A 23,936-nucleotide genomic window follows, 5' to 3' on the forward strand; every position below is an offset into this window, starting at 1 on the left:
TGGTCACACCTGTTCCCATCTCGAACACAGAAGTTAAGCACTTTAGCGGCGACAATATCTAGCCAAGCGTTAGTGAAGATAGCTCATTGCCAGGTAATTCGACATCCATTTGGATGTCTTTTTTTATAGGTTTGAATGCACTACTGAACTTGTGATTATGATATAATATTTAACATGGTGATATTATGAAAAATATAAAAGAATATAAAACAAATTCCGTCGATGAGACAATTCAGTGCGGAAAGAGATTAACAGAAACTTTGACAACAGGAGCGTTGATTGCTCTTGCTGGTGATTTAGGAGTAGGGAAAACTGCATTCACAAAAGGAATTGCATTAGGACTTGATATTACTGAAGCAGTAACGAGTCCGACTTTCACGCTTCTCAAAGAATACGAAGGCCGTCTAAACTTAAAACACATTGACGCCTATCGATTAGAGGGGATTGATTCCGACTCCTTAGGCTTATTTGATCTTATTGATGATGGGAATGTTGTGGTATTGGAATGGAGCAATTTCTTGGAAGATCTTGATTTTGTACCAGATTATATCGTAACAATTGACTATATTTCAGAAAATGAGCGTTTGATTAGAATTGAGGAACTTTCATGAATACATTAATTATTGATACATCACATACTTTGTTAGCTGTAGGATTGGTTATTGACGAGACGTTAGTTTACAATTACCAAGAACAAGTTAATAAGTCTCACTCTGAGCAATTGCTTCCAATTGTAGATGCTGCATTGAAAGCGCATGATATCAATCCACTTGAGATTAACAATGTAGTTTTAACTGTAGGACCCGGAAGTTATACTGGACTTAGAATTGGAATGACTTTCGTAAAGACCTTTGCGATTGCGAATCCAAATTTGAACGTCTATACCGTGAATACACTTGCAAGTCTTGTCGGTGGGAATTCTGGGTTTGTGTTCATTGATGCGCGATCCAAACGTACGTTTGGAGCCTATGTGGACGAGGGCGTCATTCGGGACCAACGTGTCTACACAATTGATGAAGTAGCTCAAATAAACACGGAGTTATATGGTGACTTAGACTTAATCGATAAAGAGAAACGATATGGTTCGGTTTTGGAGAACATTGTGTCCATTCAACACTTATGGAAACCAGTAGATTCAATTGATACCCTTGTCCCCGATTATCTCAAATGATACGTCGAGCAACGGTACAGGATCTAGCTAAAATTATTGTGATTGACACAGAGTCACTTCATAATCATTGGTCACTAGTGTCCTATAATGATGCAATAAACAATGACAATTATTGGTTTTTTGTTTATGAAGAAAATGGGGCAACCCATGGATTCGTAGTTGCGCTTAATCTTGGTGCTGAGGCAGAAATATTACAAATTGCAGTTTCGTCGCAGCAACAACGTCAAGGTATTGGTACTCGACTGCTAAAGCATATTGAACAGGAAATGCAGTATCGAGGCTCTATATTTCTTGAAGTGGCTTCAAATAATATCAGTGCGCGTGCACTGTACACAAATTTAGGTTTTGAAGATATCACCGTGCGTCACAATTATTATGATGATGGTACGGCTGCACATATCTTAAGGAAGGATTTAAAATGAAAATATTAGCAATTGAATCAAGTTGTGATGAAACTTCAGCAGCGGTTGTCGAAAATGGTCAAGACGTATTGAGTAATGTTGTCTCAACACAAATAGATATACATAAACAATTTGGTGGTGTGTTTCCAGAAGTTGCATCCCGTCTACATGTTGAAAAAATAAACTTTGTAATAAAAGAATCGCTGGAAAAAGCGAATGTAACATTTGACGATATCGATGCTATTGCCGTTACTGAAGGTCCCGGTCTAGTGGGGTCATTGCATGTTGGGGTAACTGCAGCGAAATCACTCGCATGGGCATTGGATAAGCCCCTTATCCCTGTTCATCACATTGCTGGACATATTTATGCAAATAAACTTTCGGGTACGTTGGAATTTCCACTCCTATCATTAGTTGTTTCTGGTGGACATACTGAATTAATTTATATGGAAAGTGATTATCATTTTGAAATCATTGGGAAAACTCAAGATGATGCAGTAGGGGAAGCTTATGATAAAGTAGCACGTCTTCTTGGGCTTTCATACCCTGGCGGTCCTATCATCGATAAAATGGCGCAACAGGGTAAGGCAAACTATATCTTGCCCAAAGTAAAAACAGATAATCCATTAGACTTTTCTTTTAGTGGTCTTAAATCTGCGGTTCGTCAGTTGACGTTACGTGAGGAACGCAACGATCGTCCTGTTATAGTGGAAGATGTTGCCTATGCATTTCAACATGCAGCAGTAAATGAATTGGTGTCACGAGTGAAAAAAGCACTTAGTTTGTATGATGTGAAGACACTCGCGTTAGCAGGAGGTGTTGCTGCGAACTCTGAGGTTCGAAAGCAAATGAATGGATTGAAGGATACTTATCCGGAACTTAACATTCTTCAACCACCTTTATGGGCATGTATGGATCAAGCGGCAATGATTGGTCTTGCGGCATTCACGGCATTTGAAAAAGGTGCCCGTGCAACTTGTGAATTAACAGCACAATCTAACAAACAACTCCAATCTTATTAATATTTTCACATTCTATCACCACTGACTTTGTGATATGATTTACACGGTGGTGATAACATGATTAATCAAATCAATTCAAATAATGTACCAAAAGCAACAATGCAACGTTATCCAATATATCTTAAAGCGCTTCGAAAACTCTATAATATGGGTGTAGAACGTATTTTATCTCGAGAGTTGTCGTTGTTTGTTGATATCGAATCAACAACGATCCGACGAGACTTTTCCTTTATTGGATCTTTAGGAAAACAAGGCTATGGCTATGACGTAAAGACGCTTATTGACACCTTTGATAACCTATTAGGGGTTAGCTTTGATGAAGAATTAATTCTTGTTGGAGCGGGGAATCTCGGGCGTGCAATCTTGAACTATAACCGATGGAACCATGTAGTCGGCGAAATTTCATGTGCATTTGATATTGACCCAAATAAACTGGGTGAAGTATCGGATATCCCGATTTACCATATGAGCGAGCTCGAGGAGCGGATTCCCAAAGGATGCCGTATTGCAATAGTAACTGTATCTAAAAATGTGCAAGAGACCATTGATCGACTTGTCGATTTAGGAATTGTCGGGATTGTTGACTTTTCAAGTGAGCATATTCAAGTTCCTAAAGATGTTGTCGTAAAAACTGTTGATGTTGTCTCGACAATTCAGGAGCTAATCTTCCAAACTAATAATATTCGATAATAAGAGGTGTAGAATGATATCGTATTTAACAATTAGAGAAATTTATGACTTAATGTCCTATGGATCAGACATCGAGATAGATGCCATTGAGTATGTGCAACTTCAAGGATGGATTCGTACCAATCGTAAAGGTAAAAATGTTGGTTTTATCGAATTGAATGATGGAACTTACTTTAAAAATGCCCAGTGTGTTTATGCTGCTGAGATTTCCAATTATGATGAAATCGGTAAATACGGAACTGGAACTGCAATTACAGTTACAGGAAAGTTTAAGCGTACACCAGATGGTCGTCAACCTTTTGAAATTGACGTAACTGAAGTTATTTTAGAGGGTGCTGCCTCGTCAGACTACCCAATGCAAAAAAAACGTCATAGCTATGAATATTTACGAGAGATTGCGCACTTACGCACTCGTACTAATACATTTATGGCTGTCTTTAGAGTACGTTCAGTATTATCAATGGCAATTCATGAGTTCTTCCAAAATCAGGGATTCGTGTATGTTCATTCGCCAATTATTACTGGAAACGACGCTGAGGGCGCGGGAGAGGCTTTTGTAGTTACAACCCGTCATGATGATAAATATGAAGAAGACTTCTTTGGTAAAAAAGCGAGTTTAACAGTTTCAGGACAATTGCATGGTGAAGCATTTGCGCTTGCATTCCGCGACATCTATACATTTGGGCCAACATTTAGAGCGGAAAAATCAAATACCGCACGTCATGCGAGTGAATTCTGGATGATTGAACCAGAAATTGCGTTTGCTGATCTAGAGGACAACATGAACCTTATTGAGGATCTTGTAAAATATACGATTGAGTATGTCTTAGAGAATGCTCCAGAGGAGATGAAATTCTTCAATGAACGTATTGATAGAACGCTTCTTGAGCGTCTCAATGGAATCGTAAATAGCGAATTCAAACGTATGCCATATACGGAAGCAATCGAAATCCTCGAAAAAGTAAACGATCGTTTCGAGTATAAAGTTGAATGGGGAAGTGACCTTCAGTCTGAGCACGAGCGTTACTTGAGTGAGGAAGTTGTTAAGGGTCCTGTGTTCTTAACAGACTATCCGAAAGACATTAAATCATTCTACATGCGATTGAATGATGATGGAAAAACGGTAGCAGCATGTGACTTACTGGTTCCTTATGTAGGGGAGTTAGTTGGTGGATCACAACGTGAAGAACGTTTGGATCTTCTTGAAGAACGTATGGATGAGTTAAACATACCCAAAGAACACTTACAGTGGTACTTAGATTTACGCCGTTATGGTGGCGTTAAACATGCGGGATTTGGAATCGGATTTGACCGTTTCCTCATGTACATTACCGGTATGCAAAACATTCGTGATGTTGTGCCATTCCCACGTACACCAAGAAATTTAGAATATTAAGCGTGAGGTTTCTATGGACTATAGATCAAACTATGTTCCGAAGACTAAAAAAGTGAACTACAAAATTGTAGTTCCTTTTCTGTTTGTATTGGCGTTACTGATTGTTTATGGGATTCATGCTTTACGTCCAAAACCTGTAGAAAATCAGGAACAATTCGCATTTTGCCGCATGACACCAGAAGAGTCACGGAGTGTGATTAAAAAGAATTTAACGGACAATGTGATTGAGTTCTCCGATTATGGCGTCTACGGGCAATCTTTGGGCTTGTATGGTGCAGATTATCAAGTAACTACTGCAGACCCATTCAATGGACGCACTGTCTTTCTAACTAACCTTTGCACGGGCACAGAGCAAGTGTTTCTTATGGGATCGGAGTTAGATGCTAAAATTCCGATGAATGCGTTAGATCCAGGATTCTACATTATCGAAGTTAGTGTTGGGTTTGAACGTTCACGTCTTATTGCAGATGAAAAAATGGATGAAGTCTTTCATGCTACATCTCGTAGTGGAGAAGCACGAGAAGTACGCTTAATCGCAAACAAAAATTTATTTAATACAGATGAAGAAACAATTATGGATCAACACTATGCATTTTTAGACGTGAAAAATACACAAATAGATGCGAATACTTATGATGTAGTACTTGACCCAAGTGGTCTTTATGACGATATGGGCATGATTCTACATGGTAGTGAATTTAAAGATTTTGTTGAATCAAAAGAAATGTACCGTATGGCAGAAGCTATTGAAGCACAACTGACCAGTGCTGGTTATAAAGTGAAAATCGTTCGTGAGAAAGACAAACCTCGCGATACTAATGATGTGAATGGGCGTATTCATGCTGGTTATTTAGCAGATGCAAAATATTATGTTAATTTAACAATGTTGCAGCAACCATATCCTAAAGAAACAGGAGCATCAATTATATATTCGAGTCATGCAACAAGCCGTATGGCCTCGACCATTGCGAAACAGCTGGAAGCTCAAACAACACTTGAATTGTTTGACTATGGTTCTCATGAAGGAATCGTTCAGACATCTAAAGTAGATGGTTATGATAATAATGCTAAAATTCGTGAGGCTGGTGGTCGTTTTACGGGTGCGGGTGTACTCGAAGCATTTAGAGAATGGAATACTTTTGCCAAAGACAGTAATCGTGGAATGCAAGGAACTGTTATTGAATTTGGCTACATCGAAGACGCAAAAACTTATGAAACTTGGTTCGCTGAGTTTGATCAAATTGCGAAGGCTGTTGCAGATGGTATTGCCATTGAATTAGCAAGTTAGGTGAGATTATGATCGTACAAGTTAGAAATGCTACAAAATCATTTGGTTCGCAAGACCTGTTTAAAGATCTTAATATGTTGATCAAAGAAAATGAAAAAGTAGCACTTATTGGTGCAAACGGTGTTGGTAAATCAACACTTTTTCACGTACTTTCGGGAGAAATCTCGTTAGATGAAGGAGATGTCTTTTGGAAGTCGGGTGTCCGTACAGGTTTTCTTGAACAGATTCATGTAACCCAGGACAGTATTCTCGTTAAGGATTATTTTGATGAGGTCTTCCAAGATGTTTTCGAACTTCAAAACCGTTTGAATGAACTGGAACGAATACTTCAGGAGGATCCTAGTGAGAAAAACTTAAAACAATTTGACCGTGTTCAACATGAGTTCTTGCGTCGTGGTGGCTATACCTACGAAACAGAAATCCATACAATTCTGACACAGTTTAATTTCTCAGTTGAAGATCTCAATCGTTCGTTAAGCACATTTTCAGGTGGTCAAGTAACACGGTTGGCGTTTATTAGACTCCTTTTAAGTAAACCAGATATTCTTTTTTTAGATGAGCCGACGAACCATCTGGACATCTCAACGATCGAATGGTTAGAAGGTTACTTGAATAAATACGACGGTGCTGTTGTTGTGGTATCTCACGACCGTTTATTTCTTGATCGTGTATGTAATGTTGTAGTTGAAATTGATGATTATCAAGCAACGCGATTTGAGTCGAACTATTCAGGCTATCTCAAACAAAAAGAAATCATGATTGAGCGTCATAATGTTAAATATGAGAATCAACAACGTGAAATCGAGCGATTGGAGAAACTTATCGAAAAGTTCCGATACAAACGGAGTAAAGCTGCATTTGCGCAGTCGAAGATAAAATATCTCGATCGCATGGACAAGCTTGAAAAGAAGACGGAATCCAAACGTGAATTTAAAGCTGATTTTAAAGCACGTTTACGCGGTGGAAAAGATGTCTTGACTGCTAATGAACTCCAAGTTGGTTATGACAAACCGTTGTTGGAGTTCAGTGGCATCTTTAACCGTGGTAAGCGGTATGCCATAATTGGTGATAATGGGACTGGTAAATCAACATTGCTTAAAACTATTTCGGGTCGTATGGAAGCGTTAAGTGGTGAGGTCCTCTTGGGACATCAAATTGAAATGGGATATTTTGACCAACAATTGTTGGAGTTTAACATGAATAAAACAGTCCTTGAGGAGGTCTGGGATGGTTTTCCAGAACTTGATCATACTGAAATTCGCACAGCGTTAGGACGATTCTTGTTCAAAGGGGAAGAAGTGTTTAAATCGGTAGGTGTTTTATCAGGGGGCGAGCGAGTTCGTTTGGCATTAGTAAAGCTCATGTTGAAACAGGATAATCTTTTAATTCTTGATGAGCCGACAAACCACTTGGATATCCAAGGGAAAGAAGCATTAGAAAAAGCGCTGAGTGATTATGACGGAACGATGATTTTTGTATCCCACGATCGTTACTTTATCGAGAAGATGGCAACAGACACATATGTCATCAAAGATGGTGCGATAACACATACTGAAAAGAAAGTGACTGAAATCCTTGCGGAGTCGAAGCAACAAGTTGACGAGCAAAAAGAAATCAATAAGCTTTCATATCAAAATATTAAAAAAATGAAAAATCGCATTAAGAAAATCGAGGAAGAACTTGTTGAGTTATCTGAAGATTTAGAAGTGCATCGCGAATTGCGTTTTGATCCCGAGTATTATCACGATTTCGAAAAAATGGATGAACTTAATGCCGTAATTGACGGTATTCATAATGAAATCAAACACCTTGAAATCGAGTGGGCAGAGATTGCTGAGGCTTTAGAAGAGAGTAACAACGGATAGGGCTTGGTTAATTAGATTTTATTGTGTATAATGAGAATGGAAAAAAAAGGAGTAGGTATACTATATGGCTAAATGTTTAGTGGCTCAATCAGGTGGGCCAACATCAGTTATTAACGCAACCATTGCGGGTGTCGTTAAAGCAAACCAATTAAACCCAGTCTATGACACAGTCTTAGGTGGTCTTCATGGAATCGAAGGAATTCTTGATGAACTATTTGTGGATCTCACACACATGAGTGAGGACGAAAACCGTGTGTTACGTCAATCACCTTCAAGTGCTTTAGGATCATGCCGTTACAAATTAAAACGTGAAAACAAAGCAGATTTCGAAAAACTATTCGCAATCCTTGAAAAACACGATATCCGTACAATGTTCTATACAGGTGGTAACGACTCAATGGATACAGTTGCTGCGCTTGACGAATATGCAAAAGCAAACGGAATCGAAGGCTTCCAATTTGTTGGATGCCCTAAAACAGTTGATAATGACTTAATGGTCATGGATCATGCTCCTGGATTTGCTTCAGCAGCTAAATTCATTGCAACAACAGCTTACCAAACATGGATGGACTCAACAGTCTATACGCGTCAAGATGTTTTCATTCTTGAAACAATGGGACGCGATGCAGGTTGGTTAGCAGCGAGTGCATGTGTTTCAGGTATCGTTGATATGGTCGTTCTTCCAGAAGTACCATTCGATAAAGAATCATTCTTAGCAACAGTTAAGAAACATGTTGATGCAAAAAACAAATGCTACATCGTTGTCAGTGAAGGGGTACGTTACGAAGACGGAACATACCTTTCGGCTGGAGAATCAAAAAATGATACATTCGGACATGCTGTTTTAGGTGGTTCAGGTCACGCCTTACGTGAAATGATCCTTGAAGCAGGTGTATCAGAACGTGCTAAAGTTCAAGACTTAAGCAACGCACAACGTTCACATGCAAGTGAGCAATCAAAAGTTGACGTTGAAGAATCATTCAAACTTGGAATGTCAGCACACATGCGTTCAATCGATCCATCATTTACAGGACAAACTGTATATGTTAAACGTATTGAAGGCGAAACATACGACGTAGAATTCTTAGCAACTGCATCAAGCAACATTGCGAACCATGTACGTCACTTCCCAACAGAGTGGATCTTACCAGAATATGCTGGAATCACTCAAGAAGCTCATGATTACTTTGCACCACTCTTAGTAGGTCAACCAGAAATCATGCGTGATGAAAAAGGATTACCACGCCAAGTAAAACCTTACTACATGCGTTAATAAACCATAAAGCCATTGCTTGTGAGCAATGGCTTTTTCTTTTGACAAAAAATTATTCATGATGAAAGCGTTTAGATGCACGATAACCGCTATATAAGTTGACTATATCGCATACAAGTGGTTTAATTTAGATGTACACGAAAAACACAATTCAATATTGATTTTTTGTGAAACGAGTTCTCAAAGTTGCAAATTCAAGTTTTGAATGGGAAGGGAATTTGTAAGAAATCTTGAGGTGCTTGCTGGGTTTTAGAACTTGCATACCAATTCAAAGTCTTCTTAGGCACAAAAAAACCCACTCTTAAGTGGGTGAATTGTTTAATTGGCGGAGAAAGAGGGATTTGAACCCTCGCGAGCTATGAACTCCTATCGGTTTTCGAGACCGACCCCTTCAGCCTCTTGGGTATTTCTCCAACGTGATGATTATAGCAAAAATAATTATCAAATGGAATAATATTCTTGAAATTCAAAAAACTTAGGAGTATTATTGATTTTGTCTTTTTAAGGAGGGACAGTTAATGGATGATTACATTTTACAGATTCTTAAAGCGAATTCAGTAGCGAAAGACCAAGTGAAAGACACACTTGACTCTCATGCAGATGGGCTAGAAGCAATCAAAGAAATGAAACAAAAAATTGATCAAGAATTGGAAACATATTTAGCAACAGAAACTGAGTCTATCTTAAATGAAACAGATTCATACCGTGCATCGATGAAACCCAAATACGATCAAGAATATCAAGAGCGTGTCTCAAACCTTGTTGATCGATTTAATGGTGCCAAATCCGAATGGTACTCAAAGCTGTATGAAAGGATAACCCTTCCAGATGGCAAGTGATTATGCAATGGCTGCGAAGGCACGTTCTTTGTTTTCTCAACATTTAACGGCTGAGCAATATCGTATAATGACAAACTATAAAGATGTCCCAAGTATTGCAGCATATCTAAAAAATGATACGCGCTATGCACAGGTATTGGACGGCATCAACGAATCGTCGATTCACCGTGAGGTTTTGGAACAAAAAGTTCGTATCATGGGACAGGTTGAGTTTGTTAAGTTAATGCATTACGTGAAAGTTAATCGGGTAAATTTCTTTTCCTACTATACAAAGCGTCGTGAGATTGAACAAATTTTATTTGTTTTACACTCGATTGAATCGGGTGTTGATCATCATGTGAATTATTACATTGATGATATTAATGAAATGTTGTCGTTTGACGTACATAAATTAGCAGAGCTAAAAAGCTTCTCTGCATTGCATGATTTTTTAGAACTTACAGATTATCGAGGTGTCTTGACGGGACTTCTTGATGAAAATGTTGATATTGGGAAATGTGAATATGAACTGAACGCTTATTACCAAGATTTCTTTAAGAAACTAATTCAGAAAGAACCAAGTAATAAAGATATTCAAGATGCCTTCAATCTTGAAATTGAATTAAAAACAATTGGATATGTGTACCGTCTCAAAAAGTATTATGATACGCCTGCCGAAGAAATCCTTACAATGATCCATTATGAACCGTACCTCATCCCTGTAGCGCGTATGGAAAAATGGATTCGCACCATGAATGCAGAAGAGTTCTTAGATGCTTTTCATAAGTCACCATATGGTAAATACGTCGAAGCACCAGAAGAAGTCAATATTGAATTGCATCTCAACAATATTCGTAAGTTAATTGCGCAACACTATCTGCGATTTACAACGAATACGAATTTAACCATGCTTTCATATATGACATTACTAAGCTTTGAAATTGATAATATAATTGATGTCATTGAAGGTGTTCGATATCAAATGAATTCTGAAGAAATTATGAAATTGCTTACGAAGTAGGAGGTGTTTCTGTGGCAATTGAAAAGATGCGTTTGGTGTTAACTGTGACAACGCCAGACAATGTCTTGAATATGATAAGTGCAATTAAGGAGTATGAGCATTTCCATCCCGAATTGTCGACGGATGTCATGACAAACGATGATGGTGGTGAGCCGTATGTGGCAGATCATATCTATGAAGCTTATTTATCAAGGATTGAGCATTTAATACACGAATATGATATTCATATCAAACCAACATATGTAAAAGATATGGATTTAGAAACTGTTGAAAAAAATATTGCAGCTGCGGAAGCAGTGTGTGATAAGAACGTGGCGATTGCAACGACTATTTCAACATTACACAAGGATGATAAGATTGCGTTGGAGAACTTGCAGTCCTATCCCCTTGATGAATTGGATGAAGGTTTCATTACATTTAAATTTGGCCGGATGCCGCTTAATTCGTTCCAAAAGTTAACTTTGTATCATAACGAAGAATTTGTGTTTACAGAGTTACATCGTAATAAGCACAATGCGTGGATTATCTATGTATGTCTTAAATCAAAAGAAGAGCATTTTGCTGAGTTTTTTGAGTCCATGTATTTTGAACCAATAGCGATTCCAGAATCGCGTGAGAAAACACTTGCATTTGATTTTGCAGGACTTCTTAACGAAACCTATGGCTACGTTAAAGAACAAGCAGAACGTGAAGCTTTCTATAAGTATATTTCGGTTTACAACGGTCAAACAACGATGACTGGTTTTGTATCTGAAGGAAACTTGGAAGCGTTTGATCAATTATTCGATGATCGGGTTAAAACGTATGACTTCCCACCAGAAATCCAAAAAGAAATTCTGGCGCCAACAGCATTAAAGAATAATTGGTTTTCTTACCCGTTTGAGATGCTTGTTGAAATGTATGGACTTCCAAAATATGGGGAATATGATCCAACGCGTTACTTTGCGATTACGTATTCCTTACTATTCGGAATGATGTTTGGAGATGTTGGACAAGGACTTGTGATTGTCCTAGTTGGATATTTGCTTGCTAAGAAAAAAGATATGATGTTAGGGCGAATTATGTTCCGATTGGGATTCTTCTCAATGTTCTTTGGGATAATTTATGGATCAGTGTTTGGAAATGAAGAATTGCTGACGCCATTCTTAAAACCATTAGGGCTTCCAATTCATGTTGCAAGTCCAGACTTTACAAGTAACCTCTTGATTTCTACAGTTGGAATCGGGGTTGTCCTAATTCTAGGATCGATATTAATAAATATTATTGTGTCGTTGAAGCATAAACGTTATACCCGAGCTTTATTCTCACAGAATGGACTTGCCGGACTCATGTTTTATGGGTTCATGATGGCTTGGATTGTAACAATGACATTGGGATATTCAATTATGAACCCCCTCACAATTTGTGTGTTCATTGTTATTCCGCTTCTATCGATACTCTTCCACGAACCTTTATCAAATCTTATTGCAAAAATGAAGGTTACGCCGCAAGAGGGTTGGGGTGGTTATATAGTGGAAGGATTCTTTGAATTGTTTGAAGTTTTACTTGGATTTGTGACCAATACATTATCGTTCTTACGTGTTGGTGGGTTTATCCTGAGTCACGCAGGGATGATGAGTGTCGTTATGGTTTTAAAAGATATGTCAGGTGGCGCGGGATTTATCGTCTTTATTATCGGTAATATCATTGTCATCGGGCTCGAGGGTCTAATCGTAGGGATCCAGACATTGCGTCTACAATACTACGAAATGTTTAGTCGTTATTATGATGGTGGCGGTAAGCCGTTTAAGTCAGTTAACTAAGGAGGAATATGACGATGTTAAGTTTATTAGAAATTATTTTACCACTAGTGTTAATCGCGGTAATTACGTTACCACTCATTCCAGTATTTAGAGGGAAAGTTGATGTCCGTAATGCAAAATTTAGAGTTTATATGCAAGTATCAATGTTCTTTGTTGCATTGATTGGAACAGTATTAATTACAGGTGCTACCTATGCTGCGGAAGAAGTTGCAACAGGGTTCCAAGGAAGTTTTGGCCAAGGTATGGGATTCATTGCTGCTTCTATTGCCGTTAGTGCTTCAGTATTGGGTGCGGGTTATGCCGTAGGTCAAGCTGCTCCTGCTGCTATCGGTGCTATCTCAGAAAACTCAGAAAACTTTGGTAAAGCAATGATTTTCGTTGCGCTTGCTGAAGGGGTTGCTATTTATGGACTTCTAATCGCTATCCAAATTATTGCTAAATTATGAAAATGTTTCTTATCAGCGACAATATTGATACTCAAATGGGATTACGTCTTGCGGGTATTGAAGGAATCGTTGTTCATGAAGCAGATGAACTTAAGGAAGCCATTCAAGACGTCTTGCAAGATGATACCATTGGTGTCTTATTGTTAACAACAAAACTTTTCGACTTGGATCGTGAGCATATATTAGATTTGAAATTGACTTTGAAACAACCATTAATTGTTGAAATCAGTGACCGTCACAAGTCCCATGAAGTTCAAGCAATGATTGATGAGACAATTTCTAAAATCGTTGGAAAGGTGGTTTAAATGGAGAATATTAAAGCAAAAGTTACTCAAGATATCGTTGATTCGATTATTGAGGATGTAAAGCGTGAAACAAATGACATTAATTCTCATTTTGATAAACGCCTACAACAAGAAGTGGATGAATACCGAGAAAAAAAAGAAAGTATTATTAATACAAAACTCGAAACACTGCGCGACAAAGCCGATCGTGAACGATTTAAACTTGAATCAGAAATGCGCTTTGAAGTCGCAAAAGCGTTGCGTGAGAAACGCAATGCATTACTGGCACAGTTTGAGAAAGAACTCAAAGATGATCTTGCTCGATTCTTACAGAGTTACGGGTATAGTGCGTATTTAAACGGAACCCTTGACTACTTAGAATCACGTATTGATTTAACACGTGCCAAAATTTTGGTTCGTAAACAAGACTATGAACTTTTGAATCGTAAAGTTCATGCAGAATATGCTGATTTAAAAATGGGCGGATTGATGTGTGAATTTGAAAATAGTATTCTTGATTTTTCATTAGAAACGCGGTTTAAAAATGCAATGACAGAATTTATCAATGAAAGTAAAGTAAACATTTAGGAGGCGTCAATATGAGTACAGTATATTGGATAAATGGTCCAATTATTAAAAGTCGTGATGTTGACAACTTCGTAATGTCAGAAATGGTTTACGTTGGTAATAGTCACATTATGGGTGAGGTCATCGGAATTGATTCTGAGTATGTCACCATCCAAGTTTATGAATCAACAACATCAATGCGTGTGGGTGAAAGCATTACACATACTGGGAAACCGTTGAGTGTTGAACTTGGTCCAGGTTTATTAGGAAATATTTATGATGGGATTGGCCGTCCATTAAAAGGTTTATCAGAAAAATATGGCTCTTATTTGGAAGTTGGTCAAAGTATGCGAACACTTCCAGACTCAAAAAAATGGAATGTTACATACAAGGTTGCGAAAGGTGATTTTGTCAAACGTGGTCAAGTTTATGCGGTTTTTCAAGAAACGGGTTCTATAGAACACCGTTTAATGGCAACACACGAAGGAATTGTTTCTATTGACCCTGTGGATGGTCCATACGGGCTTGATGACGTTGTCTTACACTATGAAGATGGAACAACACTCTCAATGTCCGAACATTGGCCAATTCGCCACGAGCGTCCTGTAACAAGTCGTATCGATGCAAAAGAGCCACTTATTACGGGACAACGTGTTATTGATACATTGTTCCCAATTGTTAAAGGTGGAAGTGCCGCAATTCCTGGTGGATTCGGTGCTGGAAAAACAATGCTCCAGCATCAACTTGCAAAATGGTGTGATGCAGATATCATTGTCTATATTGGTTGTGGTGAGCGTGGTAACGAAATGGCGCAAGTTCTTGAAGAGTTCTCCGAATTGGTGGACCCTAAGACAGGACGTACAATGCTTGAACGGACTATCTTAATTGCGAATACCTCAAACATGCCTGTTGCTGCACGTGAAGCGTCAATTTATACCGGAATCACATTTGCTGAGTACTATCGGGACATGGGGTATCATGTTGCCTTAATGGCAGATTCAACGTCTCGTTGGGCCGAAGCTTTGCGTGAACTTTCAGGTCGATTGGAAGAAATGCCTGCGGAAGAAGGATTCCCAGCATATCTCGCATCACGATTAGCGCAATTCTATGAACGAAGTTCTTTCGTAAACACATTAAATGGAGATATTGGTTCAATTAGTATTGTTGGTGCAATTTCACCTCAAGGTGCGGACTTCTCTGAACCGGTAACTCAAAACACGCAACGATTTATTGGAAGTTTCTGGGCATTGGATAAATCATTGGCGTATATTCGCCATTTCCCATCCATTAACTACACCCAAAGCTATTCCGAATATTTAGTCCAATTACAAGATTGGTATACCGTAAACATAGCTGAAGATTATTTGGATCTTCGCCAAATGGTTTTATCCATTCTTAATGAAGAGACGAGTTTAATGGAAATTGTTAAATTGATTGGGCAAGACGTTCTTGCAGACCGTCAAAAACTGGTGTTGGAAATCGCGCGTGTTATTCGTGTTGGATATCTTCAACAAAACGCTTTCCATAAATTTGATAGTTCAGTATCGTTGCAAAAACAATATGAAATGCTCAAATTAATTAAATATGTTTTTGATCAAAGTCAAAAATTACTGGATCAAAAGAAAACGATGAATGCGATTATCGAAACACGTATCTTTGAAGAAATCATTGGTCTGAAGTATGTTATCGATGAGGATTTATCACAATTTAAAACTTATTATGACAAAATTGATGCAGCACTTGCATCGATAGAATAGGAGGACATTCATGAGTATCTATTTTAAAGGATTATCAAGTATCAATGGTCCTCTTGTTGCAATAGAGGGTGTTGAAACGGCATCTTACGATGAACTTGTTGAGTTGATTGATGAAAATGACCACACACGTCTGGGACGTATCATTGAAATTCAGGGAGACCGTGCCCTCATCCAAGTCTTTGAGAGTACCGAAGGACTCTCAAAAAATAATGTTGTCTCAAAATTAACGGGTCGTCCGATTGAAATTGGATTATCTGAGGAAATTCTCGGGCGTTCTTTCAATGGCTCGGGTGCCCCAATTGACGGTCTTGGTCCGGTCTTTATTGACAAACATGCTGATATTAATGGCCGTGTTATCAACCCAGTCGCACGAACATATCCTCGTAACTTCATCAATACAGGAATTAGTGCTATAGACGGACTTAATACCTTGATTCGTGGTCAAAAACTACCAATCTTCTCGGGAAGTGGTTTATCCCATAATGAACTTGCGGCACAAATTGTGCGTCAAGCGAAATTACACGGGGATTCTGGCGAAGACTTTGCGATTGTCTTTGCGGCAATGGGTGTTAAGCATGATGTTGCGGCTTTCTTTAAACAAACATTTTTAGATCACGGGGTTATGGATCACGTTACAATGTTCCTCAACCTCGCTAATGATCCAATTATTGAAAGAATTTTGACGCCGCGTTTTGCATTAACGGCCGCTGAGTACTTAGCATTTGAAAAGAACAAACATATTCTTGTTGTTATGACTGATATTACGTCGTATTGTGAGGCACTGCGTGAGTACAGTTCCTCTAAAGAAGAAGTTCCAGGTCGTAAAGGATATCCAGGATACCTCTACTCCGACCTTGCATCGATGTATGAACGTGCCGGATGTATCGAAGGAAGTACGGGATCGTTAACACAAATTCCAATTCTCACGATGCCAAATGATGATATTTCACATCCAATTCCAGACTGTACGGGCTACATTACCGAAGGTCAAATTGTATTGGATCGAGGCATGACCCAACAAGGTATCTACCCACCAATTAATGTGTTACCATCATTATCACGCTTGATGAAGGATGGTATCGGTGAAGGATTGACGCGAAAAGACCATTCCAGTGTTTCCGCACAATTGTTTGCAGCTTATGCGAAAGTAATTGATGTTCGTAACCTCGCGTCTGTCATTGGACTGGATGAACTTTCACGCCATGATCAACGCTATCTTGGGTTTGGTCGTCTCTTCGAACATTTCTTTGTAGGTCAAGGTGGAAATAGTAACCGACCAATCACTGAAACTTTAGATATTGGTTGGCATCTTTTATCACTATTGCCAAAATACGACTTAGATCGTCTTGATGCAGAGACACTTGAAACGTTCTACAATAATCAAGAAGCCATCAACTATTTCAAAGTTAATAGCCCAACTGTGATTGATGATAGTCTTCTTGAAGGCAATAACTAGTGTTAATTACCAAAGGTAACTTACTCGCAAGCAAAGAATCACTTCGATTAGCGAATTTGGGCTATGAGCTAATGGATCGAAAACGTATCATTCTCATGCAAGAACTTTCAAAAATGATGGATGATGTTAAAGATTTACGTGAAGTGATTGATAATGCATACGAAGAAGCATATATTGCACTTCAAAAAGCCAACGTAAGTTATGGGGTTATTGATCGCATTGCGCAATTAATGCCTGTCGAAGAAGATATAAAAATCGTCTATCGTTCGGTAATGGGAATTGAAATTCCCAAAGTATCACTGGAAGATAAACCATTAGAAATTCCATTTTCTCTTGGAATTACCAATTCAAAATTAGATGATGTCTACCTAAAAATGCGGACTGTAAAGTATTACACCGTGAAATTAGCAGAACTTGATAATGGCATGTATCGCTTGGCGAAAGCCATCGAAAAGAGTCGTAAACGAGCGAATGCTCTGGATCGTGTTGTTATTCCGAATCTTGAACGGGACATTAAAACAATTTCAGAAGCCCTTGAAGAAAAAGAGCGTGAGGAATTCCTGCGCATGAAGATGGTAAAAAAACTCTAGCAGCACAATTTGTGCTGCTTTTTACATTTAAGAATAAATTCTCAAATATACAAGTTTAAAAGACTTTGATAAGCACCTATAAAAGTGATAGAATGAAGAAGATGTAATAAGGAAAAAGGAGATTAGTTTATGATTAAAGGAATTGCTGCATCAGCAGGAGTATCAGTATCAAAAGTATTCAAATTACAACACCCAGAATTTGTAATTGAACGCCGTGATGCAATCGTTGAGGAAGAATTAGCGAAATTGCACAATGCAATTGCTGCAACACAAAAAGACATTGAAATGATTAAAGCAAAAGCGGTAGGACGCCTTGCTGACGAGGAACTTGCTATTTTTGATGCTCACTTAATGGTTTCACAAGACCCAGAATTTGTTGGCCAAATCGAAGAAATGATCAAAAATGACGCAGTAAACGCAGAATTTGCAGTTGAACAAGTTTCAAACATGTTTATTGGTATGTTTGAAAGCATGGAAGATGAATATTTCCGTGAACGTGCAGCCGATATCAAAGATGTCACATTCCGTATCAAAGTTCACGTACTTGGACTTATGATTCCTGATTTATCAGCAATCAATGAAGAAGTCGTGATTGTAGCTGAAGACTTAACACCTTCAGACACTGCTCAATTGAACCGTGAATTTGTAAAAGGATTTGCAACAGAAATTGGTGGACGTACTTCTCACTCAGCAATTATGGCGCGTAGCCTTGAAATTCCAGCTGTTGTAGGAGCAGGGACATTACTCGATAAATGCGAACATGGTGATGAAATAATCTTAGATGCAATCGAAGGAACAATTATCTTCAAACCTACAGAAGCACAAAAAACTGAATATGCTGAAAAAGGTCAAGCATTCGCAGCTCATAAAGCTAGTTTACTTGCACTTAAAGATGCAGAAACAGTAACAACAGATGGACACCACGTTGAACTTGCAGGTAACATCGGAACACCAAAAGACGTTGAGGGTGTTATCAACAATGGTGGAGAAGGTGTTGGATTATACCGTACAGAATTCTTATACATGGATGCATCAGAACTCCCAAACGAAGAAGATCAATTCCAAGCTTATAAAGCAGTTCTTGAAAATATGGCCCCAGGTCGTGTTGTCGTTCGTACACTCGACATTGGTGGTGACAAAGAGTTATCATATCTAAAATTCCCACACGAAATGAATCCGTTCTTAGGATACCGTGCGATTCGTCTATGTCTAGACCGTCCAGATATCTTCCGTGTTCAATTACGTGCACTCTTACGCGCAAGTGTATTCGGAAAATTAAGCATCATGTTCCCAATGATTGCGACAATTCAAGAATTCCGTCAAGCAAAAGCACTTGTTGAAGATGAAAAGAAAAACCTATCAAAAGAAGGTATTGCATTCAGTGATGATATCGAATTAGGAATGATGGTTGAAATTCCTGCAGCAGCAATGTTAGCAGACCAATTTGCTAAAGAAGCTGATTTCTTCAGTATTGGTACGAACGACTTAATTCAATATTCAATGGCTGCAGACCGTATGAACGAAAAAGTTTCATACCTTTACCAACCATATAGCCCATCCATTCTACGCCTCATCAAACTTACGATTGATGGTGGACATAAAGAAGGGAAATGGGTCGGAATGTGTGGAGAGATGGCAGGAGATGAGCGTGCAATTCCATTGTTATTAGGACTTGGACTTGACGAATTCTCAATGTCAGCATCATCAATTCTTGAAGCACGTCGTATTATCCGTGACTTAAGCTTTGCTGAAATGCAAGACTTAGCTACTAAAGCATTAGATATGCCAACAACTGAAGATGTTCTTGAGTTATTGGCTGCAAATGTTAAGTAAGCACGAACAATCAGTTTTATCAAATATCGACACTCATATTTTTGATTATTTTCAAAATGAAACGAGTGGTCATGATTACTATCATATTAAGCGTGTTGTGGATATCACTTCACGCTTAATTGCTTTAGAGGACGAGGCCCGATATTTGGCACTTCTGATTGCGTATTTTCATGATGTTTTTGATGACAAAGTCAATCCAACAGATGACTTAGATAGCTCGTTACGCGAGTTGTTTAAATCATGGAATCTTGACTTTGAAGGACTAGAATCCGAAATAATTGATGGTGTCGCACAAATTGGTTACAAGGGTGGACATGGCGTTGTAAATAAAACGTATGCGGCTCAGTATGTGAGTGATGCAGATATGATTGACTCAATGGGTGCAATCGGCATTGCGCGAACCTTTTATTATGCAGGATCCAAAGGAACACCGATTTATGATCCTTCGCTCAAAGGTGTCACAATCGAGAGTTATGATGACTATCGCAATGTGCAACGTAATGCTATTGATCACTTTGATGAAAAACTATTAAAGCTCATTGACTGGATTAAAACGCCTGAGGGTAAACGTATGGCGCAGGAGCGTCACGATGTTATGCAGGCGTTTAAAGATCAGTTTTACAAAGAAATGGATATTTAATCATGGCACAGGACGAAAACACGATGGTTTTTGTACATGGCTTAGGCCAAGATGCGACGGCATGGAATGATGTCCTAAAAGCAATGTCAGGTGCACTTACACTTCGTGTTCCAAGTTTAACGAAGCCTACTGGTGTACAGCAACTCACATATCAAGCACTTTATAAAGATTTTGAGACTATGTGCTTAGAATACAAAGCACCAATCCAGTTGTGTGGACTTTCGCTAGGGGCAATTTTATCTCTGAATTACGCTATTGATCATCTGACCGCGTTAACTCACTGGTCTTGATTGCACCACAACATCGTATCCCTAAGTTCCTCTTTACGATACAAAATGTAGTTTTTCGATTTCTTCCTCAAAAATCTTTCAAAGATATGGGGTTTTCAAAGGATGATACGCTATCATTAATGAAATCAATGACACATTTAGATTTCACATCGCGTTTGGATGCAGTTCATATGAGTACAGTGGTTCTATGTGGTGCCAAAGACCGCGCGAATCGAAAAGCGGCAGAGTTATTAACCGCTTTGCTATCGAATGCGACTTTTAAAGAGATAAGTGATGCGGGCCACGAAGTCAATACTGATAATCCGTTAGAGCTTGCTGAGATACTCAACAGTATTGTGTGTGGTGAATAATCAATACAAGTTTCACATAAAAATTCACGGAATATTCAAGTCTGTCACATGAATAACGATGATATACCACTCAAAATCTGTTAAGATAATATAAAGGGGGTATTACTATGAAACAATCAACAAAATTTGGATTAGGAATTGCTTTTGCAACGGGTTTAACAGTAGCTGCGGGTTCATTCGCATACTACCAGTTACGAGATTCAGAAGCAGCTCAAAACAAACGTAAGGCCAAAGAAGCCCTTGATTATCTTCAAGAAAAATATGGTGAAGAAATCATGGAAGGCAAACGTATCGAAATTTTAGAAGACTAAGCAAAAGGGAAACCTTTTGTTTTTTCTTTGCTTAATAAGAGTCACATATTCTAACATTATCTTATGGTATTTTCACCGTAATGTCTTGCTATACTTACACATGTAAGAACTCCTTCTTACGACTCAATAATAAGATCTTCTCCTATAATTCATTCCCTGTGAATTTAATGTATCTTATTATTCCATATTCTTTCCCCTTAAGAGAAAAATGAGGCATATAATCGCCTCTTTTTTTTATTTTAAATGTAATCACACATTCTAACATGAACCTATGAAAGTTTATCCGTATTTGGTAGCTATACTTACAGATGTAAGAACTCCTTCTTACGACATTAATAAGATCTTCTCCTACAATTCATTCCCCTATGAATTACAATGTATCTTATTAATCCATATTCTTTCCCTAAAAAGAAACGAGGCACATAATCGCCTCTTTTTTTGTGCTTGATATGAAGTTGTGGTGAAGATAACGGAGAACAGGGAGATGAAACAGTGTGCTATGCTATAATCAAAATGGTGATATTATGGAAACAATACTTGTAATTGAAGATGAACTTGAAATTCGACGCTCACTCGTTAAGAACCTTGAGAAAGAAGGTTTTTTAGTCTATGCGACTGGGTATGCTGAAGAAGGATTTGATCTTCTTGATAAATATGCAATCGATCTCATTCTACTCGATATGATGCTACCTCAAATGCAAGGAGATGTTTTTTTGGAAACATTGCGTCAACAAAATCAGACAATTCCTATACTTGTGATAAGCGCATTAAGCGATGAGCAAATTCAGTACAAAGCATTTGACCATGACGTTGATGATTATGTTGTGAAACCATTTTCGATGAATATTCTCACATATAAAATTAAAGCAGTCTTGCGACGTATCCCGAAAGAAACAGCTCACGAAGATACAATCAACTATGAGGGGTTAGTGCTATCGATTGATAATTACGAAGTGCGTTACCAGCAAACTACAATTGTTCTAACAGCTAAGGAATTTGAAATTTTGCAACTTTTGATGTTGAATATTGGCCGTGTCTTTACGCGTGAGGAAATTTTAACGTTGGTATGGGGTTATGATTATTTTGGGGATGCTCGTAATATTGATGTGCACGTCAAAAATCTTCGTAAAAAACTTCCGATTCAGTGTATCGCAACAATTAAAGGTGTGGGTTACCGTGTGGAGGTCAAATCGCAATGAAGTACTTTAAAAACCTCAAGCTTTTCCCAAAAACATTCGCACTGACCCTAATTACAATCTTGACCACAATCATGGTCTTTGCGTTTGGCTTCAAATTTATGTATACATCGTACATTAATAATTTTCTTGATAAGCAATTCAACAGTTCTGTTATACAAGTGCAGAAGATGTTGGAAACCGCATCAATGGACAATCTTATTCTAAACAATAAGTTGATTGAATTTGAACGCAATGCTGGGGTATATATTGTTGTGGCAGATGGATATCGGAATGTTGTATATCCGTATACTGGTGGAATCTATTTGCCGGCTTTAGAAACTGCGCCAACCCATATTGTTTCTAGCGATGTGAGTATATCGGCCAGTGTTGTTGGTGACGCTTCAGCGACGAGAGTTAAAGAGTTTCAGCTTGTTAATGCTGGAAATGTCTATACAGTGCGTGTCGTCTCGAATGCAGGTATCGATAATGACATGTTCTCGTCAATATTTTTTAGTGTAATGCCATATATGGTTGTTGTAGGGCTTATCGTTTCAGCTTTAATTTCATATCTTTACGCACGGTATACTGCTCGGAAAATTATCCATCTAAATCATGTTATGGAAACGATGGAGGCGTTTCAATACGTTGCTTTAGATGCACCGGTTTGTGGTGATGAAATCGCAACTTTGGAAAATCAAATTGATCACTTATACAAACGTCTCATCCATGAAATGGATACCATCCAAAAATTTGAAAAAGATCGCGATATCTTTATGAAAGGAAGTATTCATGAGCTTAAGACACCACTTATGGTCATGAGTTTATATATTGAAGAGTTAATGCATGATGAAGAACTCCCGTCAAATTACCAGGAGATAATTTATGAACTAAATCATAAATTAGTGCATATGAATGCGTTGATTCATGAGACCTTAAAGGTAAGTCGCTTAGAGTCGATTCGCGATATTCCAATCCTAAACGTCAAAGAACCGTTAGATATGCTACAAGCGCTGTATCATCCGATGTTGGTTGATAATCATCAACATCTTGATTTAGAGATTGTGTCTTCGACTGTTCCAATGAGCGAATTAGATTTTAGCCGGGTTACTTCTAACTTAATTGGAAACGCAATCCGGTATGGAACTGCAGATTCTACCATTAAAGTGCTTCTGTCTGATGCAAAACTCAGTGTCTCAAATACCTATGATGGTGAATGGAATGACAGTGTCAATCTTTGCGCACCTTTTACCAGCATGGAGCATCGTGATGATAGCCACGGACTGGGACTCTATGTCGTATCTATGATTCTCAATAAATATAACTATTCCTATAATTATGTGTACGATTCACTCGCGCACTGTTTTACCTTTACAATATTTTTTTAATGAAGCCGTAGGGCTTCTTTTTATCTTTACGTTAACTTCATCTTGACCCCATAAGTACTCCATATTTCCTTGTTATGATGGCTTCGAAAGCGAGGAATATAC

At 38.3% G+C, this 23,936-nt stretch carries 25 protein-coding genes, 1 tRNA gene and 1 rRNA gene; 26 read left to right on the forward strand and 1 reads right to left on the reverse strand.

All coding sequences use genetic code 11. From position 1 onward, the window contains the following. The 10 genes from rrf to GVV22_RS00050 form a co-directional block, all read left to right on the forward strand. Window positions 1-95 (forward strand): 5S ribosomal RNA (rrf, locus tag GVV22_RS00005); the annotation flags it as partial. Between the two features lie 90 nt (window positions 96-185). Continuing rightward, window positions 186-611, forward strand: coding sequence for a tRNA (adenosine(37)-N6)-threonylcarbamoyltransferase complex ATPase subunit type 1 TsaE (tsaE, locus tag GVV22_RS00010; protein ID WP_159648183.1), 426 nt, complete (start codon window positions 186-188; stop codon window positions 609-611). After that, window positions 608-1,171, forward strand: a complete 564-nt coding sequence (gene tsaB / locus GVV22_RS00015) for a tRNA (adenosine(37)-N6)-threonylcarbamoyltransferase complex dimerization subunit type 1 TsaB (protein ID WP_159648184.1) — start codon at window positions 608-610, stop codon at window positions 1,169-1,171. Before tsaE ends, tsaB begins: the two co-directional genes overlap by 4 nt. Further along, window positions 1,168-1,593 (forward strand): ribosomal protein S18-alanine N-acetyltransferase, encoded by a 426-nt coding sequence (gene rimI, locus GVV22_RS00020; protein ID WP_159648185.1) that lies wholly within the window; start codon window positions 1,168-1,170, stop codon window positions 1,591-1,593. Before tsaB ends, rimI begins: the two co-directional genes overlap by 4 nt. Then, a complete protein-coding gene (gene tsaD / locus GVV22_RS00025; protein ID WP_159648186.1) occupies window positions 1,590-2,594 on the forward strand; it encodes a tRNA (adenosine(37)-N6)-threonylcarbamoyltransferase complex transferase subunit TsaD in 1,005 nt (334 codons plus the stop codon). The genes rimI and tsaD overlap by 4 nt, the downstream gene beginning before the upstream one ends. Before the next feature lie 57 nt (window positions 2,595-2,651). Beyond that, complete coding sequence (locus tag GVV22_RS00030) at window positions 2,652-3,284, forward strand: redox-sensing transcriptional repressor Rex (protein ID WP_159638018.1); 633 nt, start codon at window positions 2,652-2,654, stop codon at window positions 3,282-3,284. A 13-nt stretch (window positions 3,285-3,297) separates the two neighbouring features. Continuing rightward, window positions 3,298-4,680 (forward strand): asparagine--tRNA ligase, encoded by a 1,383-nt coding sequence (asnS, locus tag GVV22_RS00035; protein ID WP_159648187.1) that lies wholly within the window; start codon window positions 3,298-3,300, stop codon window positions 4,678-4,680. 13 nt (window positions 4,681-4,693) lie between these two features. After that, entirely contained in the window at window positions 4,694-5,968 is a 1,275-nt protein-coding gene (locus GVV22_RS00040; RefSeq protein WP_159648188.1) for an N-acetylmuramoyl-L-alanine amidase, read from the forward strand. A gap of 8 nt (window positions 5,969-5,976) precedes the next feature. Continuing rightward, window positions 5,977-7,833 carry an ABC-F family ATP-binding cassette domain-containing protein gene (locus GVV22_RS00045; RefSeq protein ID WP_159648189.1) on the forward strand — a complete coding sequence of 619 codons (1,857 nt, stop codon included), beginning with the start codon at window positions 5,977-5,979 and terminating at the stop codon, window positions 7,831-7,833. A gap of 64 nt (window positions 7,834-7,897) precedes the next feature. Beyond that, window positions 7,898-9,106, forward strand: coding sequence for a diphosphate--fructose-6-phosphate 1-phosphotransferase (locus GVV22_RS00050; RefSeq protein ID WP_159648190.1), 1,209 nt, complete (start codon window positions 7,898-7,900; stop codon window positions 9,104-9,106). 323 nt (window positions 9,107-9,429) lie between these two features. Here GVV22_RS00050 and GVV22_RS00055 read toward each other — a convergent pair. After that, window positions 9,430-9,519: transfer RNA gene (locus tag GVV22_RS00055), tRNA-Ser, on the reverse strand. 105 nt (window positions 9,520-9,624) lie between these two features. Between GVV22_RS00055 and GVV22_RS00060 the strand changes: the two genes are divergently transcribed. The 16 genes from GVV22_RS00060 (at window position 9,625) to GVV22_RS00135 (ending at window position 23,834) form a co-directional block, all read left to right on the forward strand. Next, complete coding sequence (locus GVV22_RS00060; protein ID WP_159638007.1) at window positions 9,625-9,945, forward strand: hypothetical protein; 321 nt, start codon at window positions 9,625-9,627, stop codon at window positions 9,943-9,945. After that, entirely contained in the window at window positions 9,935-10,945 is a 1,011-nt protein-coding gene (locus GVV22_RS00065; RefSeq protein WP_159648191.1) for a V-type ATPase subunit, read from the forward strand. Before GVV22_RS00060 ends, GVV22_RS00065 begins: the two co-directional genes overlap by 11 nt. Window positions 10,946-10,956: 11 nt before the next feature. Continuing rightward, complete coding sequence (locus GVV22_RS00070) at window positions 10,957-12,747, forward strand: V-type ATP synthase subunit I (RefSeq protein WP_159648192.1); 1,791 nt, start codon at window positions 10,957-10,959, stop codon at window positions 12,745-12,747. A 14-nt stretch (window positions 12,748-12,761) separates the two neighbouring features. Then, on the forward strand, window positions 12,762-13,193 hold the full coding sequence (locus GVV22_RS00075) for an ATP synthase subunit C (RefSeq protein WP_159638001.1): 432 nt from the start codon (window positions 12,762-12,764) through the stop codon (window positions 13,191-13,193). After that, a complete protein-coding gene (locus tag GVV22_RS00080) occupies window positions 13,190-13,498 on the forward strand; it encodes a V-type ATP synthase subunit F (protein WP_159647267.1) in 309 nt (102 codons plus the stop codon). Before GVV22_RS00075 ends, GVV22_RS00080 begins: the two co-directional genes overlap by 4 nt. Beyond that, on the forward strand, window positions 13,499-14,065 hold the full coding sequence (locus GVV22_RS00085; RefSeq protein WP_159648193.1) for a hypothetical protein: 567 nt from the start codon (window positions 13,499-13,501) through the stop codon (window positions 14,063-14,065). 11 nt (window positions 14,066-14,076) lie between these two features. After that, window positions 14,077-15,801 carry a V-type ATP synthase subunit A gene (locus tag GVV22_RS00090; RefSeq protein ID WP_159648194.1) on the forward strand — a complete coding sequence of 575 codons (1,725 nt, stop codon included), beginning with the start codon at window positions 14,077-14,079 and terminating at the stop codon, window positions 15,799-15,801. A gap of 10 nt (window positions 15,802-15,811) precedes the next feature. Further along, window positions 15,812-17,257, forward strand: coding sequence for a V-type ATP synthase subunit B (locus GVV22_RS00095; protein ID WP_159648195.1), 1,446 nt, complete (start codon window positions 15,812-15,814; stop codon window positions 17,255-17,257). Beyond that, the gene (locus GVV22_RS00100) at window positions 17,257-17,847 is read left to right on the forward strand and encodes a V-type ATP synthase subunit D (protein ID WP_159648196.1); all 591 of its coding nucleotides are present in this window, start codon (window positions 17,257-17,259) and stop codon (window positions 17,845-17,847) included. The genes GVV22_RS00095 and GVV22_RS00100 overlap by 1 nt, the downstream gene beginning before the upstream one ends. A 129-nt stretch (window positions 17,848-17,976) precedes the next feature. Beyond that, window positions 17,977-19,680, forward strand: coding sequence for a phosphoenolpyruvate--protein phosphotransferase (gene ptsP / locus GVV22_RS00105; RefSeq protein ID WP_159648197.1), 1,704 nt, complete (start codon window positions 17,977-17,979; stop codon window positions 19,678-19,680). Continuing rightward, window positions 19,670-20,320: an HD domain-containing protein gene (locus tag GVV22_RS00110; protein ID WP_159648198.1), complete on the forward strand. Its 651-nt coding sequence runs from the start codon at window positions 19,670-19,672 to the stop codon at window positions 20,318-20,320. The genes ptsP and GVV22_RS00110 overlap by 11 nt, the downstream gene beginning before the upstream one ends. Before the next feature lie 2 nt (window positions 20,321-20,322). Then, window positions 20,323-20,610 (forward strand): alpha/beta fold hydrolase, encoded by a 288-nt coding sequence (locus GVV22_RS00115; RefSeq protein WP_159648199.1) that lies wholly within the window; start codon window positions 20,323-20,325, stop codon window positions 20,608-20,610. Between the two features lie 119 nt (window positions 20,611-20,729). After that, window positions 20,730-20,960 (forward strand): alpha/beta fold hydrolase, encoded by a 231-nt coding sequence (locus tag GVV22_RS00120; RefSeq protein WP_159648200.1) that lies wholly within the window; start codon window positions 20,730-20,732, stop codon window positions 20,958-20,960. A 107-nt stretch (window positions 20,961-21,067) separates the two neighbouring features. Continuing rightward, entirely contained in the window at window positions 21,068-21,271 is a 204-nt protein-coding gene (locus tag GVV22_RS00125; protein ID WP_159637983.1) for a hypothetical protein, read from the forward strand. Between the two features lie 524 nt (window positions 21,272-21,795). After that, window positions 21,796-22,470 carry a response regulator transcription factor gene (locus tag GVV22_RS00130; RefSeq protein ID WP_159648201.1) on the forward strand — a complete coding sequence of 225 codons (675 nt, stop codon included), beginning with the start codon at window positions 21,796-21,798 and terminating at the stop codon, window positions 22,468-22,470. Beyond that, on the forward strand, window positions 22,467-23,834 hold the full coding sequence (locus tag GVV22_RS00135) for a sensor histidine kinase (protein ID WP_159648202.1): 1,368 nt from the start codon (window positions 22,467-22,469) through the stop codon (window positions 23,832-23,834). The genes GVV22_RS00130 and GVV22_RS00135 overlap by 4 nt, the downstream gene beginning before the upstream one ends. The last annotated feature ends 102 nt before the right edge of the window (window positions 23,835-23,936 follow it).

Origin of the sequence: Erysipelothrix aquatica (assembly GCF_009828825.1) — a bacterium.
GTDB lineage: Bacteria > Bacillota_I > Bacilli_A > Erysipelotrichales > Erysipelotrichaceae > Erysipelothrix > Erysipelothrix aquatica_A.